The sequence below is a fragment of the Erwinia sp. MYb416 genome, assembly GCF_037479575.1.
GTDB classification, from domain to species: domain Bacteria; phylum Pseudomonadota; class Gammaproteobacteria; order Enterobacterales; family Enterobacteriaceae; genus Erwinia; species Erwinia rhapontici.
Window position 1 is genome coordinate 24882 of sequence record NZ_JBBGYT010000441.1, and the last position, 19325, is coordinate 44206.

17 protein-coding genes are annotated in these 19325 nt (G+C 53.2%); 12 read left to right on the plus strand and 5 right to left on the minus strand.

Translation table 11 applies throughout. The features are described from left to right. The first annotated feature begins 454 nt into the window (after window positions 1-454). Both dld and WH277_RS23585 read left to right on the plus strand, forming a co-directional pair. Complete coding sequence (gene dld / locus WH277_RS23580) at window positions 455-2146, plus strand: D-lactate dehydrogenase (protein ID WP_133842666.1); 1692 nt, start codon at window positions 455-457, stop codon at window positions 2144-2146. Window positions 2147-2337: 191 nt separating this feature from the next. After that, on the plus strand, window positions 2338-2784 hold the full coding sequence (locus WH277_RS23585) for a DUF3828 domain-containing protein (RefSeq protein WP_133842664.1): 447 nt from the start codon (window positions 2338-2340) through the stop codon (window positions 2782-2784). A 6-nt stretch (window positions 2785-2790) separates the two neighbouring features. On the opposite strand, the gene WH277_RS23590 is transcribed toward WH277_RS23585, so the two are convergent. Beyond that, window positions 2791-3723: a VirK/YbjX family protein gene (locus WH277_RS23590; RefSeq protein WP_133842662.1), complete on the minus strand. Its 933-nt coding sequence runs from the start codon at window positions 3721-3723 to the stop codon at window positions 2791-2793. Between the two features lie 214 nt (window positions 3724-3937). Here WH277_RS23590 and gstA point away from each other — a divergent pair, with 214 nt between their 5' ends. The 3 genes from gstA to WH277_RS23605 all read left to right on the plus strand — a co-directional run bounded on the left by gstA (window position 3938) and on the right by WH277_RS23605 (window position 6477). Further along, the gene (gstA, locus tag WH277_RS23595; RefSeq protein ID WP_133842660.1) at window positions 3938-4543 is read left to right on the plus strand and encodes a glutathione transferase GstA; all 606 of its coding nucleotides are present in this window, start codon (window positions 3938-3940) and stop codon (window positions 4541-4543) included. 68 nt (window positions 4544-4611) lie between these two features. Next, complete coding sequence (locus tag WH277_RS23600; RefSeq protein WP_133842658.1) at window positions 4612-5445, plus strand: AraC family transcriptional regulator; 834 nt, start codon at window positions 4612-4614, stop codon at window positions 5443-5445. Between the two features lie 69 nt (window positions 5446-5514). After that, window positions 5515-6477: a DMT family transporter gene (locus WH277_RS23605; protein ID WP_133842656.1), complete on the plus strand. Its 963-nt coding sequence runs from the start codon at window positions 5515-5517 to the stop codon at window positions 6475-6477. 861 nt (window positions 6478-7338) lie between these two features. On the opposite strand, the gene WH277_RS23610 is transcribed toward WH277_RS23605, so the two are convergent. Further along, complete coding sequence (locus WH277_RS23610) at window positions 7339-7734, minus strand: transposase (protein WP_339507171.1); 396 nt, start codon at window positions 7732-7734, stop codon at window positions 7339-7341. A gap of 546 nt (window positions 7735-8280) precedes the next feature. Here WH277_RS23610 and WH277_RS23615 point away from each other — a divergent pair. Both WH277_RS23615 and WH277_RS23620 read left to right on the plus strand, forming a co-directional pair. Next, a complete protein-coding gene (locus tag WH277_RS23615; protein WP_133842652.1) occupies window positions 8281-9537 on the plus strand; it encodes a polysaccharide biosynthesis protein in 1257 nt (418 codons plus the stop codon). Between the two features lie 8 nt (window positions 9538-9545). Then, a complete protein-coding gene (locus tag WH277_RS23620; protein ID WP_133842650.1) occupies window positions 9546-10508 on the plus strand; it encodes an ATP-grasp fold amidoligase family protein in 963 nt (320 codons plus the stop codon). A 58-nt stretch (window positions 10509-10566) separates the two neighbouring features. Here WH277_RS23620 and WH277_RS23625 read toward each other — a convergent pair whose 3' ends face one another. Continuing rightward, on the minus strand, window positions 10567-10848 hold the full coding sequence (locus WH277_RS23625) for a YjcB family protein (protein ID WP_133842648.1): 282 nt from the start codon (window positions 10846-10848) through the stop codon (window positions 10567-10569). A gap of 812 nt (window positions 10849-11660) precedes the next feature. Between WH277_RS23625 and WH277_RS23630 the strand changes: the two genes are divergently transcribed. Then, window positions 11661-12965: a diguanylate cyclase domain-containing protein gene (locus WH277_RS23630; protein ID WP_159336756.1), complete on the plus strand. Its 1305-nt coding sequence runs from the start codon at window positions 11661-11663 to the stop codon at window positions 12963-12965. A gap of 5 nt (window positions 12966-12970) precedes the next feature. On the opposite strand, the gene soxS is transcribed toward WH277_RS23630, so the two are convergent. After that, on the minus strand, window positions 12971-13396 hold the full coding sequence (gene soxS / locus WH277_RS23635) for a superoxide response transcriptional regulator SoxS (protein WP_171149306.1): 426 nt from the start codon (window positions 13394-13396) through the stop codon (window positions 12971-12973). 92 nt (window positions 13397-13488) lie between these two features. On the opposite strand from soxS, the gene soxR reads away from it, so the two are divergent. The 4 genes from soxR to WH277_RS23655 all read left to right on the plus strand — a co-directional run bounded on the left by soxR (window position 13489) and on the right by WH277_RS23655 (window position 18210). Then, complete coding sequence (soxR, locus tag WH277_RS23640; protein WP_133842643.1) at window positions 13489-13956, plus strand: redox-sensitive transcriptional activator SoxR; 468 nt, start codon at window positions 13489-13491, stop codon at window positions 13954-13956. A 27-nt stretch (window positions 13957-13983) separates the two neighbouring features. Next, window positions 13984-14646 (plus strand): glutathione S-transferase family protein, encoded by a 663-nt coding sequence (locus WH277_RS23645; protein WP_200643824.1) that lies wholly within the window; start codon window positions 13984-13986, stop codon window positions 14644-14646. A 389-nt stretch (window positions 14647-15035) separates the two neighbouring features. Further along, entirely contained in the window at window positions 15036-16385 is a 1350-nt protein-coding gene (locus WH277_RS23650; RefSeq protein ID WP_133842641.1) for an NCS2 family permease, read from the plus strand. A gap of 175 nt (window positions 16386-16560) precedes the next feature. After that, window positions 16561-18210 carry a Na+/H+ antiporter gene (locus WH277_RS23655; protein WP_133842640.1) on the plus strand — a complete coding sequence of 550 codons (1650 nt, stop codon included), beginning with the start codon at window positions 16561-16563 and terminating at the stop codon, window positions 18208-18210. Window positions 18211-18377: 167 nt separating this feature from the next. On the opposite strand, the gene WH277_RS23660 is transcribed toward WH277_RS23655, so the two are convergent. After that, on the minus strand, window positions 18378-19280 hold the full coding sequence (locus tag WH277_RS23660; RefSeq protein WP_133842639.1) for a LysR family transcriptional regulator: 903 nt from the start codon (window positions 19278-19280) through the stop codon (window positions 18378-18380). Window positions 19281-19325: the final 45 nt, after the last annotated feature.

The following is a 19325-nucleotide window of genomic DNA, read 5'->3' on the forward strand; positions in this document are numbered from 1 at the left end:
AACATTGATGAGTCGCAGGCAAAACCACCCCTTCCCTATAGTATTATCAGGGAGTTACGTTCTGATGGATTCGGAAAGTGGTCCACATGCTCGCGCTGCGTTGTAACAAAGTCAACACATCAAAGTCCGTAATTATTCACTTTTTGATCACATTCAAGTTTCTGAAAAACAGGGGAAAAGTTTTCTGTATGCATAAATAGTGCATAAGAATTGCATAGAATGGTTTTTCCTATCAGCCAGAAAAAAACTAACTATTTATTCATCAAAGGGCGCGAGGAAGGGGAGTAAAAAATTCTTCGTTGTGGACAAAATCGTTTTGTATGCTTTTGAGCGACGATAAGTGGCGGGCATCCCAGCATGACAGAATTTCACCCTCTCATGCTGGCCCAGACTCGACCCCCTCAGGTACAATCCCCGTTGCTAAAAAAATGAGCTATGGAGAGGCAGTCATAACATGCAACACACTCTGATCCTGCAACAACTGGGCGACCCGGTCGGCCCGGACAATCTGATCACCGACAGTTATCAAAAAGCGTATTACTGCAAAGGCTTCCGCGTGGGCCAGGGTGATGCGCTGGCCGTTGTGCTGCCGGAAACGCTGCTGCAACTGTGGCAGGTGCTCAAGGTGTGCCAGCAAAATGACATCATTATCCTGATGCAGGCCTCTAACACCGGGGTGACCGGTGGCTCCACGCCGCACGGTGATGACTATGACCGCCCGGTGGTGATTGTCAGCACCCGCAAAATCAAGGGTGTGCAGGTAATTGATAACGCACAGCAGATTATCGCGTTCCCCGGCAGCACGCTGACCGAGCTGGAAACCAGCCTGAAACCGTGGAACAAAGAACCGCATTCCGTGATCGGTTCCTCCTGTATCGGCGCATCGGTGGTCGGTGGTATCTGTAATAACTCTGGGGGATCGCTGTTACAACGCGGCCCGGCGTTTACCGAAAAATCCCTGTTTGCGCAGATTAGCGACGACGGGCAGCTGCATCTGATCAACCATCTGGGCATCGAGCTGGGGAAGACCCCGGAAGAGATGATCACCCGACTGGAAGCAGGCGAGTACACCACCGGCACAGCCCCGGACTGGGAAGGAAAAATCTGGGCCGATGACTACGCGGCGGTGATCAAAGATGTGGATGCCACCACCCCGACGCGTTTTAACGGTAATCCGCACTATCTGCATGACAGCGCGGGCTGCGCCGGAAAAGTGATCGTCTTTGCCGTGCGCCTTGCCACCTTCGACGCTACCCCGCAGGAAGACACCTTCTATATTGGCACCAACGATGAGCAGGTGCTGCTCGACCTGCGTCGCTATCTGATTGAAAATCTTGAGACGCTGCCGATTCAGGCGGAGTATATCCACCGCAACGCTTTCCGGCTGACCCTGCGCTATGCGCGTCATATGTTCCTGTCGATTAAGCGCCTCGGGCCCGCAGCGCTGCCGGGGCTGATGGCAAAAAAAGCACGCTGGGATGCGCGGTTGAGAAAACTCCGGCTACTGCCGCATAACACCCTCGATCGGCTGATCCAGTGGGGTAACCGCATCACGCCTTCTACCGTGGCACCGCGTCTGCTCTCGTATCATCGCCGCTATGAACATCATCTGATGATAAAACTGGCCCATGATGAAGTTGCGTCGATGAGTCGCCTGCTGACCGCATTCTTCGCCACGCGCAATGGGGAATGGTTCCACTGTACTGAAGAGGAACAGAAGGATGCCTTCCTGGTGCGTTTTGGCGTGGGGGCCTGCACGGTGTTCTACTGTGACTATGCTGGCATCAATACCGACGACAGGCTGATTGCCTTTGATGTGGCGTTGCGCCGTAATGACGATCAGTGGCTGATCCGCCTGCCGCCAGAGTTGCAGGCTCAGGTACTGGAAGACTCCTGCTGTGGCCACTTCTTCTGTCTGGTCAATCACCAGGACTACATTTTGAAACCTGGCGTCGATGGCGCGCAGTTTAAAGCGGCGGTGCTGGCGTATCTGGATCAGCGCGGGGCAAAATACCCGGCCGAGCACAATATTGGCCATCTCTACCACGCCTCCGACGAGCATCAGCATCACTTCCATCAGCTCGACCCGACCAACACCTGCAACCCGGGTATTGGCAAAACAAGTAAGAAGAAGCACTGGGCATGACAATGCTGCACTCAGCCTGCCTGTGTGGCAGGCTGAGTGCAAACGTATCACTGCGATAAACAGTTACTAAAAAAGCAGGCAAAGTGTGGGGGAAGACGCTGGCTTAGCCGGATAAATTCAATACAATCACTGGCGCCCTGTCGGCGTACAGGTGGCAGAAATGAATAGCGGTGTTATCCGGGATGGTTTGCATGAAAAAGTGGTTGCTGATGCTGGTGGTGTCTTTCGTTGCTTTTCAGGCAGCGGCGGCAGCGCATAACGACGATCCCCAGAGCACCAGCCTGGCCTTTTACAGCTGGTATCTGGCGGCGCTGAACAAAGAAGAAAGCCCGATTGATGAACACGACCCGTTATTAAATGAGTATGTTACTGAGCGGCTGCTGACAAAAATCAATCTGCTGATCAAAAGCCCGGACGGTATGGACGATGATTATTTTCTCCAGGATCAAGACTACAGCGACAGCTGGGTCAACAATGTCAGCGTCAGCCGATTTACGCTAAACGGTAACCGGGCTTCCGGCGATGTCACCCTCGGGCGTGACCCTGCTGACCAGCAGCATCTGCTGGTCACGCTGGTGCAGGATCACGATGGTTGGAAGATTGATGACGTTGAACAGGAAGCCCCTTCTGCCCCCTGATCCCACTTAGTGCAGGCGCATAAACTGCTCGCTGAGGCTCTCCATTAGCCCATAGCGGCGACGATACTCCGCACGTTTTTTACTGGGGATCTCTTCCATCGTTTTCTGGCTGAATGCCAGCGGCAGTTGCCAGAGGCGACGGCAAAGCGGCGTGCCATCCAGTGACTGCCAGAACTCATCATAACTGGCGACAAACACGGCCTTCTTTTTAAAGCGATAACGCAGGCTGCGATACGTATGGCCGCGATCGCTGACGGCCTGAATGGCGCTGATACCCATGCCCCGTGCCAGCAGTGATACCCCTTCCAGCAGGACACGTTTCGGGAATAGCCCATAACAGGATTTGGTTGCTGAGCGGATCAGCGTATGGGGCGTATCGCTGTGTGCGCCCTGTATCCCCCCGATCAACAGCACCGGCAGGCTGTCACGTTCAACGATGACGAACGTCAGTATCGCCAGCAGCGTCCCATCGCCATGCAGCATCATATTCACTTCACCCTCACGCTCGCAGCGGCCATTACAGGTCAGCGTGAGCTGAAAATGCTCGCCCTCTTTGCCACTGAAGCTGGCCAGTGTGGTGGGGTGTGATGAGAGCATGGCATGGCGTAATGCCTGGGAAGGGAGCTGTTGCACAAAACGGTAGTGCTGGCTCAGTACCTGCACCCGCTGGCCCGCAGACAGACCGAGGTGCAGATAAGGCCGGTGGATCTTATTGGGCAAGGTCGGCTGCAGATGCAGCGCATCCTGCATCACGGGCAGGGTGGCAATCTGCTGCATGTGCTGGAGAGTGGCCAGAGGAAAGGCCAGTGAACGCAGTAAAAACTTAGTCCGCCAGGCGGTACTGTGCCAGATCGGGCCTGGGAGCATTCTGCCGTTAAGCAAGTGCTGGAACAGCGATAACCCGTTCTCCGGGCGCGTAAGCGTCAACGTTTCTGACATGATGTGTGATCCGACCTGGTGTAAGAAAACCGTATTCAACCACGGTGATAATCAATGGTGAGTCAATGCCTGAGGGAAGCTTCTGGTAATAATGCGGCCGTTTGGCTGGCGTTTAATCTTCAGGATTTGTAAGCATGCGTGGCATCAACCGCTAAAGGCGGCGTAGACTGGCTCGCGTACTCTGACGCTCTCTAATCAACAAGGAATAAGTCTGATGAAATTGTTCTATACCCCAGGTGCCTGCTCGCTCTCCCCGCATATCGCGCTCGAAGAAGTTGGGGCAACGTTCACGCTGGAAAAGGTTGATCTTAAAACGAAAAAAACCGAAACCGGCGCTGACTTCACGACCATTAACAGCAAAGGCTACATTCCTGCACTGCTGCTGGATGATGGCAGCCTGCTGACAGAAGGTACGGTGATTGCGCAGTATGTGGCCGACCTGAAACCGGAAGCAGGCCTGATCCCGGCGGCGGGCACCGCGGAACGTTACAAAGTGCTTGAGTGGCTGAGCTTTATCTCAACGGAACTGCATAAGCCAATGGGTGCGTTGTTTAACCCGGCCCAGACCCCTGACTGGAAGCAGGCGACCGTGGCGACACTCAATAAACGCCTCGATTGGCTCTCTTCCGCACTGGCCGGGAAAACCTGGCTCCAGGGTGAGCAGTTCACCGTGGCAGATGGTTATCTGTTTACCGTGCTGGGCTGGAGCAAAGTGGTTGGCTTCTCGCTCGACAGCTGGCCTGAATTGCAGGCGTTTGCAGGCCGCGTGGCAGCACGCCCTGCGGTACAGCGAGCGCTGAAAGCCGAAGGCTTGATCTAAGGCGTCTGGATCGCTGCGGGTAAAGATCGTAAGCTGACACCCTCATCATTTTCTTAATGGAGTCGGCTGTGGAAGGGGTTCCTGAGCAGTTCAGCTATGAGCAGGATCGGGCCAGCTTCCGTCATCTTTCCGGGCAGCAGGGCGTTGAACTGTATCGCGCCCATATTACCCGCTACGCGTTTGAACCTCACACGCATGAAGCGTTCGGCATCGGGACTATCGATCGGGGTGCCGAGCGTTTCCGTTATCGCGGGGTACAGCATGTAGCGCCCGTCGACTCGCTGGTATTGATGAATCCCGATGAGTTACACACGGGGGAATCCGCCACGGAGGGCGGCTGGCAATACCGCATGATCTATATTGAACCTCAGCGTCTTGCTGCCTTAACCGGAGAAACGGGCTGGTGGTTTGAGCAGGCGGTCTGCCATGATCCGCAGCGCGCAGCACAGCTCTCAAGGTTGCTGGAAAACCTGTGGCAGGCCGACGATCCGCTGGCGACGGATGGCCTGCTGCTCACGCTGTGCGATCTGCTACGTCCTCATGCCCGCATTGCCCGGCCCTTAGCGGCTGAACCCCGCCACCGTTTCGATCAGGTACGCGACTATCTGCGTGCCCATTTCAACGAACGTATCACCCTGGACACACTGGCGGCGCTGGTGTCTCTCAGCCCTTACCATTTCCAGCGGCAGTTCAAAGCACACTATCATGTTACCCCGCATCAGATGCTGATGGCGTTCCGGTTGTACCAGGCCAGCCAACTGCTGAGGGCCGGGCTGCCTGCGGCAGAGGTGGCCGCGGCTGTGGGGCTGACCGACCAGGCGCATCTGACGCGCAGTTTTGCCGGGCGCTATGGCATCACGCCGTCGCGCTATCAGAAACAGGTACGTGCCGCATTGCGCTGACCGCAATTTGCTACAATCTCCCGACCTCCCTTTTTCCCATAATGGTGTTTTCTCTGTCCGGAGTGGACGATGTTAACGGGTATTTTATTTGCACTGAGCGCCGGGTTGATGTGGGGGCTGATTTTTGTCGGGCCGCTATTGGTGCCTGACTATCCTGGCACCCTGCAGTCGATGGGCCGCTATCTGGCCTTTGGGCTGATTGCGCTGCCTCTGGCCTGGCAGGATCGCCATCGTCTGGCGGCGCTGACCCGCCGTGACTGGCGGGAGGCTTTCAAACTGACGCTGGTCGGCAACCTGCTCTATTACGCTTGTCTGGCAACAGCGATCCAGCGTACTGGCGCACCGATATCGACCATGATTATCGGTACGTTGCCAGTGGTGATCTCGGTCAGTGCCAATCTGTTTTACGGCCGCGATGAAGGGCATCTGCGCTGGGGTAAGTTATTTCCGGCCCTGTTATTGATCGTCGTCGGGCTGGTGTGCGTGAATGTGGCGGAACTGACGGGCGCCACGCATCCGGTCGACGTGTGGCGCTATCTGAGTGGGATGGCGCTGGCCTTTACTGCGGTGGTGTGCTGGACATGGTATCCGCTGCGCAATGCCCGCTGGTTACGCCAGCATGCGATTCGTCCTGCCACCTGGGCCACTGCGCAGGGGCTGGTGACGTTGCCGCTGGCGCTGGTCGGGTATTTGCTGGTCATGGGGCAACTGCATTTTAGCGATGTTTCGTTTGCCCTCCCGTTTGGCCCGCGGCCGGCGGTCTTTATTGCGCTGATGTTGGCGATTGCGCTGTTCTGTTCCTGGTTGGGGACGCTGTGCTGGAATGAAGCCAGCCAGAGATTACCCACGGTCTTAGTGGGTCCGTTGATCGTGTTTGAGATACTCGCCGGGTTGGCTTACACCTTCCTGTTACGGCAGTCATGGCCGCCACTGCTGACGCTATGCGGCATCTTGTGCCTGATGATCGGGGTAATCAGTGCTATGCGTATCAAGCCAGAAGCGGTAGTAAAGCCATTGAATATTCGCGGATAAAAACGCGCGCAGCCTGACTGACCGCGGCGATGTTCAGTCAGGCGCCGTTCAGGGCCCCGACTGGTCCGACAGTCCGTGATTTCATCGCAATAATGTGATCAAAATCACCTTTTCACTCACATCCTCCCTGCTTTATTTATCATCAACTCAGCGGATCGCCTGCCATAAGCAGGGATTGTTCGGCTATGAGAATTATCGCTAATCCACATATCGCCTTTTTTTGTACAGTAAACCCTCCCTACTCAATGCAAAAACCTTCATTTTTGAGACGACTTTTCCCAGATCAGACCAGTATTAACTCGAATGATATGAATAAAAAATCATCGATTATGGTAGGGAGACGAAAGAGAAAGAGGCGCTAATGATAAGTTGAAGCGTCATTTAACGGTCAAAGGTGGGGGGGTATCCTGATAAATGATAAATGAGTTTAATCTGTTTACCGTGGGAACATCTGTGCTGCTGCTGACTTATTGCGCTTTGTGGCGCGCTGAGCGCGGGTGTCGCCATGTAGCACTCTCCGGCTATTCATTAGTGATCGATGAGAATAAGAAGCCATTATAAAAAAGAGAATGATCACCAAAGCTAACGATTTTTCTAAATTCTTGAGGGGGGGGGTTGCAAAGGACACGTTAACTTAAGGCGCGTTTATCTTTGTCTGCAAAGATAAACGCGCATTGAAAGCCTTGATGCTATTGAGATTTTAGCTGGTGCCTGGATAAGTTACAGCCAAATAATAGAGCGGGATGACAATTAACTCATCAGTCAAATTCCGCATCAAAAAATCGATCTGAACTTTTCAATAAGCGTTGAGAATATTTTATTTTGGTACTATTACACCTGACATTGACTGCCGATGAGCAATTACTGATTTTCAAGATTGTAAGGATAATGGTAAACACTGCGGCTGATATCCAGCAGACGGCAGCTACGGCGCGTTCCAATGTCGAACGTATCCTGTAAGAAATTAACGGCTTGCCGTTTGTCATTCGTGGTGAAAAAGTTTTTCAGCACGCTTTGCAGCATCTCTTTGTCTGATGATAGCGACTGGAGCTCACGTTCCATATGGTGGACCTTCTCCTCTAATTCTTTGATTTTCCTTCCTTCTTCTGAGGACAATCCGGCGTATTTCTTTTTACAACTGTAGAAAGTTGCTTCAGAAATGCCCAGTTCGTCACAGATTTCTTTCACCTTGATACCATTTTCAGAAGCTTTAATGGCGCTGGTGATTTGCTCTTCGGTATATCGTGACTTTCTCATGAATGCTATTACCTTTCTTAACAATAATGGGATGAGAATGACTGCATTAATCAATGGATCTGTTTTGTACAGATATTAGCGCAGTGTTTCAAAGTACGCGATTGGAATGGCAAGCTTTAAGTTAAGGGATTATGAAGAAATAACATCATGGGATTTCTCCTATTTTATTTCAAAAGGGTTTTGATAGCTTTCGATATTGGTTTTTTTGATATAGATTCGTCTCATGCCAGTTCAAGGCCACGTTGTAATTAGGATAACTCCAACGGGAAAGGTAAAAAAAGTGTGCTAACTTTAATCCCGGTCAAAAGGGTATGTGAATTAGATCACACTTAAATTAAGACCAGATTTAACCATAAATGCTGGCAGGATTGTCTGTTCAGGTTAAAAAACAGTCTCTTAAAAATAAAAGGCACAACGATGCCTGAAAAATATTATTTTCTTTTTCTGCGTTCTCGCCAGGGGTCTACTGTGCGTTATTGAATCAGTTGTGGACACGGATGTGTTGGTTTGAGGTTTTAGCTGGTTGGAAACACAAAGGATGCTTCGATGAAATACAGTGTGATGTCTAATGCCGCCTGGATGATGTCCGAAAAAGTGGTGTCAGTTTTTGGCGTAATTTTTGTCACCTCTTATGTGGCTAAATCTTTCGGCCCGGTTATATTCGGGCAAATAGCATTTTCTGCCTCACTGTTTTCAATTATTCAGACTATTGCCATTTTTGGCACAGAAACAATTCTTTTTAAAAGCATCAGTAAAAGCACGCCAAAAGGAATGCGCCTGATGGGGGTGGCAAAATCATTGCGCCTGACATTATTACTGGTGCTGTCATTGCCCGTATTGCTCTATGTGTGGCTGACGATGCGCGAGAACTTTATTGTGTTTGCCGTGGCATCATTTCTCTCCGCTATGTTTGTGACCCAGGATATTTTTAGCGTTTACAATAACGCCCGTCTGGAATCGCGAATGAATACGGTTGCAAATGCCACCGGCATGATATTGAGCTTTGCCATCAGCTTTACTGTTGCCTGGTGCAAGCTCAGCCCGCTGTGGTTGTCCCTGTCCATTGTCGCCGTCACGCTGGTGCCCTATCTGATCAAGCGCAGTCGCTTTTATCAGACCAACACTATCAGCCCACCGCCGCGACATAAGCGTAAGAATTATCTGCGTTATTTACTGCATGCGGGGCTGCCGCTGGCGATTTCCAGCGTCTTTATCGCCGTTCAGGTGAAGACCGCACAGTTCTTTCTTGTTGGGGTGAGTTCGGCCCAGGATCTTGGCCTGTTTACCGCAGCGAATACCATTTCCGCCTCGTGGATTTTTATTCCGGTGGCGATCATTACATCCTGCTTCTCTGAAATTTTCAGGGAGCGTGCGGATGTGGCAGTAAAACTGGCTTCACGGCTTAATGGCTATGTTATGGCAGTTTCACTTTTGATGCTCTCCGTTGTCACGCTGTTTGGTGACAGGATCATTAACAGCCTGTATGGGCAAGATTACACACAATCGGGAAACCTCATTACGTTGTTGTCGTTAGCAACCTGCTTTTCGGCAATGGGAACCGTAGCGTATCGCTACATGGTGAAAGAGGGTGGTTTCAATTACTTACTGGTGAAAGTGATTCTGCTGGTAGTTATTGGTCTGGCAACTTCTTACTTCTTTATCCATTCCTGGGGATTAACAGGCGCAGCCTGGAGCGTGTTTATCACCGAACTCCTGTCCCTGACGATAATGAATTATTTCTTTAAGAATGGCGTCATTCTTAAAATACAGCTTTCCTCACTCAACTACAAAACCTACAGATGAGGTAAATCATGTTGAAGCTCAAAGCAGAGTTGAGAAAGGGTTTTGTTTACCTGCTCAAGAAAATGCCTTGGTCTTACCAGGATAAAATTTATTACTTTCAGAAATTCAAACGTATTCCCAATATCCGGGAACCCAAGTTGTTCAATGAGAAGATTCTGTATCGTAAATATGTCACTGGTGACCATGTGCGCTATGCCAATTTGTCTGATAAATTACTGGTCAGAGAATATATTGCCGACACTATCGGGGAAGATTATCTGATTCCGCTGATTCATCAGACCGATGACCCGATTTCGTTACTGAGTTTGCCGTCCCTGAAAAACACGGTGATCAAGCCGAATCACGGCTCAGGCATGGTGGAAATTGTGCTGGAAGAACCCGATTGCATCCAGAAACAACTGCTGATCAAGCGCTGCGATGAATGGTTGCATAAGGACTTCTCGCACCATGCGCGTGAGATTCACTACCGCTACATTAAGCCCTGCATTCTGGTTGAACAGTACGTTGGTGATGGCAAGTTTGCCGCCGTTGACTACAAGTTTCATATGTTCAACAAGAAAGATGGCAACTTCGAGTACGTATTGCAGGTGATTTACAACCGGGTGGGCAGTGCTGCGTTGTCGATGAGCTTCTACGTCAACAACCTGAAGCAGAGCTTTTATAAAATCCGGGATACCGGTTTTGACATCAGTGCAGACAGCGAGACGCTGGAACGTGCGCTGGAACTGAGTAAGACGCTGGCAACGGATTTCGACTATGTGCGTGTTGATTGGTACATCCATGAAGGGCATATCTACTTCGGTGAGCTGACGTTTACGCCAGGCGCAGGTATGGTGACCGGACTGGAAAATGGTCTGAATCAGATCATGGGGGATATGTGGTTGCAGGATCGTAAAACGGCAGCGTTGCCGGAAGTCAAAGCGTCCAGCGATGTCCCTTTGCCGACCTCGGCGGTGCTAAAAAAGATATAAAAAGTGACAAATAACCTTCTGCCCGGTGAGTCAGGTCAGCTCTCCGGGCAGATGTCGCTTACGGCATCGGCCAGTCGGGAGGTGTGCGGCTCATCACTTCGACAAATACATCCTTGGTTATCGTCCAGAAGTTATGCAGATTATCCATGCTCAACGTAATGCCCAGCAGCCCGGTGACAAACCAGCATGACATACCGATACCAATACCGGTAAACGCGAACGCCATCACGTTGCGGCTGGCTTTGCGGCACTGCACATTAAAGGTGCTGGCAAGGAACATCATCACTGCACTGAGCAGCTCCCATCTCATGAGAATAACGCTGGTGGTAATCGTAGCCATATTGAAAACTCCGGGGTGATCGGTCCTGACAAACGGGATGCAACATCACCCGGAACGGAACGGGAGCTGCCAGGCTTGCTCCTTTCCGGTCTGACGCTCTGGTCATGGAAGTGTGACGGCGATCACATTATATCACCCGTTTTTCAAAACTGAACAAAATTTATACCTGGTATGGTAGTTTTTTTCGGTCAATCCAGGTGGGTTTACACTGACTCGCCAGGAGGGCAGGTGATAAATATATTATCGCTGATATCGAAAAATACAGATTAATCCGTATGCATAATATTATTTCTATGCCATGTGACCGATCTTTTTTCTGACCTTTTGTGCCATCGAATATCTAATTTAACTTAGGGTAAGATTAATTCTAATTGCGTATTGTTACGTGCTGTGATAACCCATTTTATCTGCAATTATTGAATGTATTTTTAAGTAAAAGTTGTTTTATATCATGATGTTATTTTCTGGTCTCTCCGTTAAATCTAAGTCAAATCAAACGGTTTAAGATGAATCTTACGCTATTTGAAGTTGTACAGACTATCGATGATCTGTAGGATTTTGCCAAACATTTCTCCCTGTTTATTATTTCCCGGAATTAATCCAGGGAGGGTTTTCTATTCCCGTAAATCATGCCTAAAAAACATTAACTAATAATACATCTGCAAACAGCAGAAAATAATAAAGGAGCCTGCGTGTCGTCTATTGGTCACTCCTGGCTTTCGGGTCTTTCACATCAAACATGATCGTGACGGGCAAATCACCCGTGTGGATGCCGGGCACGTTGTCCGCTGAACGGCGGAGGGGGAGTAAGCATGAAGATCAGGCAAAACGAGGCGGTGACAGTGGCGCGTGAATTACCGACCATGCGCCAGTCATTTCAACGCATTCATCTGGTGATTATCGTGGTGTCGCTGCTGTTCAGCGGGTTGTCGCTTTCTGCGCTGTCGATGTATGTGCTGCGCAGCTATGCGGAAAACAATATCCAGCTGGTCGCGGCCAGCGTTAGTTACAGCGCCCGGACAGCGGTGCTACAGAACGATTCAGCAACCGCAGAGAGTATTCTGCGTGACATGGGGACGCGTACGGAGTTTGCGGTCGGGCGCGTATATCGTGCTGATCAGCAGCTGCTGGCCCAATGGCAGGCACCGGGCGGCGAAGATCCCCGCGGCGCCGGTGCCGTTGTGGCTCGCTGGCTGTTCCCTCAGCCGGTGAGCGCACCCGTGATGCATAATAATCAGGAAGTCGGCCGGGTGTGGATCAGTGGTGATGCCTCACGCGTTCTACATTATCTGGGGCAGGCGCTGCTGTGGCTGGGCGGCAGTCTGTTGATTACCGCCATGCTGGCGATCTACCTGGCGCGGCGGATGCATGCCGGCATTTTACAGGGCCTGCAAAATATTGCCTCCGTCGCACATGATGTGCGCAAACGGCGTGCTTTCTCCCTGCGCGTACCGTCGTCCTCGATTGCCGAGCTGGATAAACTGAGCGGTGATTTCAACAGCCTGCTCGATGAGCTGGACCAGTGGCAGCGGCATCTGACCAGTGAGAATGACTCGCTGACACACCAGACGCTGCATGACACGTTGACCGGGCTGCCTAACCGTAAAGCCTTTGAGCAACATTTACAGGCGCTGATGGACGACCCGGAAACCCGCCAGCAGGCCAGTGTGCTGTTTATCGACGGTGACCGTTTTAAGCAGGTGAATGACTGCTACGGTCACGCCGCCGGCGATCATGTGCTGATGGTCACAGCCCAGCGTCTGCGTGAGCGCCTGCGTAAAGGCGATCTGGTGGCACGCCTGGGCGGCGATGAGTTTGCTGTGGTGCTATCGACGGTCGAACGGGAGGAGCAGGTGGCTCAGGTGGCGCGCGATATTATTGAAGCAATGCAGCCGCCCATCGTGCTGCCGGAAGGCGCGCGGGTGGTGCAGTCGTTAAGCGTGGGTGTGGCGCTGGCAAAAAACCACAGCTCCCCGGAAGCACTTATTGCGCAGGCTGATGCGGCGATGTATCACATTAAAGAGCTGGGCGGCGGCTGGTACTTATCACCGTCTTACTGGGGGCAGGAAATACCCGGCTTGCCCCCCCAGGTGGCGGTGGCAACGGGTCGTCATTAGCCGCGTTAGCCGCAGGTCGGGCAGGATTTTTCACTGACCCGCTGGCTGAAGCTGCTGGTGGCATAGTCGCTACAGTCGAATGTCCAGCTGCTGCGCTTCAGGGATGCATGGCGCATGGTGTGACGATAGGCGGTCGGTGTCTGTGAAAACTGGCGGCGAAACACGCGTGAAAACGTCTGTTGGGAGTCATAACCGTACTGCATGGCAATATCGAACACCGGACGTTGCGTCAGGCGCAGCGCTTCGGCGGCCAGCGTCAGACGGCGTTCACGAATGTATCCACCCAGCGTCTGTTTCGTCACGGAACGGAACATACGCTGCAAATGCCACTTCGAATAGCCTGATTTTGCCGCCACTTCATCAATCGACAGAGTCTTTTCCAGATTGTTGTCGATCCAGTCAGTCAGGGTGCTGATGATGTCGTCATGCATACACTTTTTCTCCCAGGTCTCTGCGTCAATAGGTCGCGAACTCAATGGAGGCTGAGTATAATTCCTCAAGTTAACTTGAGGTAAAGCGCTAAATGAAAAAAAGTATGAGTAACGCCAGCAAGCGCGAACTAACCCCCGGCGATGTGGCACGGCGTTGCGGTGTGGCGGTTTCGACGCTTCATTTTTATGAAAGCAAAGGATTAATTAGCAGTTTCCGCAACCCCGGAAATCAACGGCGCTACACGCGTGATGTGCTGAGGCGTGTGGCGGTGATCAAGATTGCCCAGCGTATCGGCATCCCACTTGCGACTATCAGCGACAGCCTGATGCAGTATTCCCCGGGCAAGCGCATGACGACAAAAGAGTGGGCGGTGCTGTCGCAACAGTGGCGCGATGAACTGGACAGACGCATTGAAACGCTGACGCATCTGCGGGACGATCTGGACGGCTGCATCGGCTGTGGCTGTTTGTCGATGGAAGACTGCCCGCTGCGTAACCCGAACGACCGCCTGAGTGAGCAGGGCACCGGAGCGATACTGCTGGATGTGAAGAGCGTTTGACTATACTCAGGCTTTTAAGGAGCGAATATGATCACCGTACACCATCTGAATAATTCGCGATCGCAGCGCGTGCTGTGGTTGCTGGAAGAGTTGAACGTGCCGTATCAGATCAAACGTTATCAGCGTGAGGCGAGCATGCTGGCACCTGAGGCCCTGAAAAAAGTGCATCCTTTGGGTAAATCCCCGGTGATCACCGATGAAAATCGCGTGGTGGCGGAATCCGGTGCGATCCTGGAGTACCTGGAAGCGCAGTATGACGCAGAAGGTCTGCTGAAACTTTTTGATGAAGAAGAGGTGATCCAGTCGCGCTACTGGCTGCACTATGCGGAAGGCTCGCTGATGCCGCTGCTGGTGATGAAGCTGATCTTCAGCCGGATGGGCAAAGCCCCGGTCCCCTGGCTGTTACGTCCCATCGGCAGCGCCTTTGGTAAAGGGGTTCAGAAGGGCTACCTCGACCCGCAGATCACCACCCATCGCCAGTTCATCGAACAGCATCTTGCCCGGAATGAATGGTTTGCCGGTAGCCGCTTCAGCATTGCGGATGTGCAGATGAGTTTTCCGCTGCAAGCACTCACCGCACGCGGTGGTGCGGCCGACAGCCCGGCGATTCAGGCCTGGTTGCAGAAGGTGCAAAGCCGTGCGGCCTGGCAGCGCGCACTACAGCAGGGGGGTGAAGTTCGTCTCGACTGAATGCGTTCCTGCTTCAGGTTGCGGATAGCGGTCATAAGAAAGCGCTATTAGAGGGCAGGGGAACCTGCCGCTACCATCAGAAGCATTGATTACCGGCGCGGGTGTAAATCAAGGATTATGCAAATTTAAGCAATAACAGGTGTTGAAAATGCACCATTAAACACAGGATAATCGTTTGCGTTCATCTTTCCTCTTTCTCAGAGGATAAAAATGCACGGCAATTTAGCGATTTTTTGCGTGGAATAGTAAACGTTTGCCTTTATCCGGTCTGCGCCTCGCCCTGAGGTTTTTGTACCGCGTATATTGCGCCAGGGATGCAAACGTCGACTACCGCTGGGAAACAGGGGTACCACGCAGCGATAACTCATAAGAAATCTCAGGGGATTACGATGTCAGCTCCTTCTCAACCGGCCAGCGGCTCTTTAGACGCCTGGTTCAAAATTTCTGCGCGCGGTAGTAGCGTCCGTCAGGAAATCCTGGCCGGTCTTACGACCTTCCTGGCGATGGTCTATTCCGTGATTGTGGTGCCCTCGATGCTGGGCAAAGCAGGTTTCCCGCCGACGGCGGTCTTTGTGGCGACCTGCCTGGTGGCCGGTTTTGGTTCACTGCTGATGGGGTTGTGGGCCAATCTGCCGCTGGCGATTGGCTGCGCGATCTCGCTGACGGCATTCACCGCCTTTAGCCTGGTGCTGGGCCAGCAGATCAGCGTACCGGTTGCGCTGGGTGCGGTGTTCCTGATGGGCGTCCTGTTTACCCTGATCTCTGCAACCGGCATTCGAGCCTGGATATTGCGTAACCTGCCGATGGGCGTGGCGCACGGCACGGGCGTGGGCATCGGCCTGTTCCTGCTGCTGATTGCCGCTGACGGTGTGGGCCTGGTGGTGAAAAACCCGGGGCCTGGCCTGCCGGTTGCGTTGGGTCACTTCCCCTCTTTCCCGGTGGTGATGACGCTGGTCGGGCTGGCGGTGATTTTTGGTCTGGAGAAGCTGCGTGTGCCAGGTGGCATCCTGCTGACGATTATTGCCATCTCGGTGCTTGGCCTGATCTTCGACCCGGCGGTGACCTATCAGGGGTTGTTCGCGATGCCAAGCCTGAGCGATGCGCAGGGTAACTCGCTGGTGTTTAGCCTGGATATCCTTGGGGCATTAAAACCGGCGGTGCTGCCAAGCGTGCTGGCGCTGGTGATGACGGCGGTATTTGATGCCACCGGCACCATCCGTGCAGTCGCCGGGCAGGCGAACCTGCTGGATAAAGACAACCAGATTATCAATGGCGGCAAGGCCCTGACCACGGACTCACTGAGCAGCATTTTCTCAGGTCTGGTCGGTGCGGCCCCGGCAGCCGTTTACATTGAGTCGGCAGCCGGAACGGCAGCAGGCGGTAAAACGGGTCTGACAGCCATCGTGGTCGGTGTGCTGTTCCTGATGATCCTGTTCCTGTCGCCGCTGGCGTACCTGGTTCCGGGTTATGCCACCGCACCTGCGCTGATGTATGTCGGCCTGCTGATGTTAAGCAACGTTTCTAAAATCGATTTCAGTGATTTTGTTGATGCGATGTCTGGCCTGCTGGCCGCCGTCTTTATCGTTCTGACCTGTAACATCGTTACCGGTATTATGCTCGGTTTCGGTTCACTGGTGATTGGCCGCATCTTTGCCGGTGAATGGCGCAAGCTGAATGTGGGCACCGTGCTTATTGCGGTAGCGCTGGTCGCTTTCTATGCCTGCGGTTGGGCGATATAATTCTGTTTCGGGGCCGGGATCGCTGGCCCCACCTTAAGATGACACTGATTTTCCCTTCCTAACGCACATCCTGTTTTTCATCGTCTCCCTAATTTGCTTTACTATCTACCAGGGTATTCGCTATCAATGTCTGCCTGTGTTTAAAGCCTATCGGAAGACGTATAAAAAGGATCGCATGGAAATTTTCTTTACCATTCTCATTTTGACGCTGGTTGTGTCGCTGTCAGGCGTCGCCGCGCGTATTATTCCCTTTCAAATTCCTTTGCCTCTGGTGCAAATCGCTATGGGCGCGTTGCTCGCCTGGCCAACGTTTGGTCTGCATGTCGATTTTGATCCGGAGCTGTTTTTAGTGCTGTTTATCCCGCCGCTGCTGTTTGCTGACGGCTGGAAAACCCCGACCAGTGAGTTTCTGCGCCACGGGCGCGAGATCCTTGGCCTGGCGCTGGTGCTGGTGCTGATTACCGTTGTCGGGATTGGCTACCTGATTTACTGGCTGGTGCCGGGTATTCCGCTGCTGTCTGCCTTTGCACTGGCGGCCGTGTTGTCACCGACCGATGCCGTGGCGCTCTCCGGTATTGTCGGCGAGGGGCGCATTCCGAAAAAAATTATGGGGATACTGCAAGGCGAAGCGTTGATGAACGACGCATCCGGCCTGGTGTCGCTGAAGTTCGCCGTCGCCGTGGCGATGGGCACGATGGTGTTTACCGTGTCCGGGGCCTCGCTGGAATTCGCCAAAGTGGCGATAGGTGGCCTGCTGGCAGGTATCGCAATCTGCTGGTTATACGGTAAATCACTGCGCCTGTTCAGCCGCTGGAGTGGCGATGATCCGGCCACGCAGACCGTGCTGCTGCTGCTGCTGCCGTTTGCGTCTTATCTGATTGCCGAACATATCGGTGTGTCCGGCATTCTTGCGGCGGTTGCCGCCGGGATGACCATTTCACGCTCCGGGATTATCCGTCAGGCGCCGCTGGCTATGCGCCTGCGTGCTAACAGCGTCTGGCAGATGCTGGAATTCGTGTTTAACGGCATGGTCTTCCTGATGCTGGGCCTGCAACTGCCAGGCATTCTGGAAATCTCCGTGCGTCAGGCGGATGCTGACCCGAATGTTGAGCTGTGGGTGCTGTTTGCCTCGGTGGTGCTGATCTATATGGCGTTGATGGTCGTGCGTTTTGGCTGGCTGTGGACCATGCGCTTTATCAGCCGTACGGCGTTAAAAAAACGTCCGATGGAGTTTTCCAGCTACTCGACGCGTGAGCTGCTGATTGCTTCCTTCGCCGGGGTACGCGGCGCGATTACCCTGGCCGGTGTGTTGTCGATTCCGCTGTTGCTGAGTAACGGAAATGATTTCCCGGCGCGTTATGAGCTGGTGTTCCTGGCGACCGGGGTGATCCTGTTCTCGCTGTTGGTGGGGGTGGTCATGCTGCCGCTGCTGCTGCGAGGCGTTGAAGGGATCGATAAAGCGGGCCACCGCCGTGAGCTACAGATGGCGCGTGCGACGATGGCGAGTGTTGCCATCGACAGTCTGCATAAGATGGAAGAACGTCTGATGGTCGACACGGAAGAGAACATCGACCCCGAGCTGTTGAAAGAAGTCAGTTCAAGGGTGATGGGCAATCTGCGTCGTCGTGTGGATGGCAAAGAGGATATGGAACGTGCGCTGTTTGCCGAAAACCTTGAGCGACGTTTCCGTCTGAGCGCTCTGCGTTCTGAGCGCGCGGAGTTGTATCACCTGCGAGCCACGCAGCAAATCAGTAATGAGACGATGCAGAAGCTGTTGCACGATCTCGACCTGCTGGAAACGCTGTTGATCGAGAAAGAGGAATAACTGCGCATCGGCGGTCCCGTGCGTTTGTGGGTCGGGCATGCCCGACCCCTACGATAATCCGACGGTGTCTATTTCGTGTGTTTTTGGTGGGCGGACATGTCCGGCTCCTGCGATAATCCGGCATTGTAAATTGCGTGTAGGGGCGAGGCATGCCTCGCCCGGCGGGTTTACAATGAAATGCGCGGTGTTTCGCCCGGCCAGAACTCGCGACAGCAGGTAATCCATGCCTGTGCGCTGCGCGACAGATAGCTCCCCTCGCGCCAGATTAATCCCAGATTCCACACCAGATCCGACTCCAGCGGCAGCCACAGAAGCTGGCTTTTATCCAGACGCTGACAGATAGGCTCCGGCAGAATCGCCACGCCCATACCCGCCTGCACCATCGCGGCCAGAAAATCCCACTGCCCGCTGCGCACCGCAATCTGCGGAGTAAAACCACTTGCCTGAAACGCCCGCATCAGCTGGCGATTAAGGGAAAATTCTTCGTTATAGATCAGGATCGGGTGCCCGGCCAGCTCACTGATCGGCATATGGCTGCGGCGCAACCAGGCCTCGGTACGGGGCACCAGCACGCACAGCGGGTGGCTCATCAGTGACAGCGAATTCAGCGGCAAATCATCAGCGACCGGCAGGGCGGTCATGGCAATATCCAGACTGCCGGACAGCACGGCCTGCTGCACGGTCAGGCCGCCAAACTCAGATATTTTCAGCTCCACGCCCGGATAACGCTGACGAAATGCGGAGATCGAACCCGCAATTTGCATCCCCACCATCGGGGGAATACCCAGGCGCAGCTCGCCGGTTTTCAGCTCGTTGATATCGCTGATCTCCGCTTCCAGCTGTTTAAACTCTTGCAGGATAGTCACGCCGCGCTGGTACACCGCCTGCCCGGTATCCGTCAGATGCAGTTTACGCCCCTCACGGATCAATAAGGTGCAGCCCAGCTCATCCTCCAGCTGGCGCAACATCTTGCTAATGGTCGGCTGTGTGACGTAGAGCTGTTCTGCAGCACGGGTGAAGCTTTGCTGACGAACCACTTCCACAAAGTAGCGCAGGGCGCGAACGTCCATAATCATTCCTGTCTGGCATAGTTGGGATAATATTAAGTCATTTTT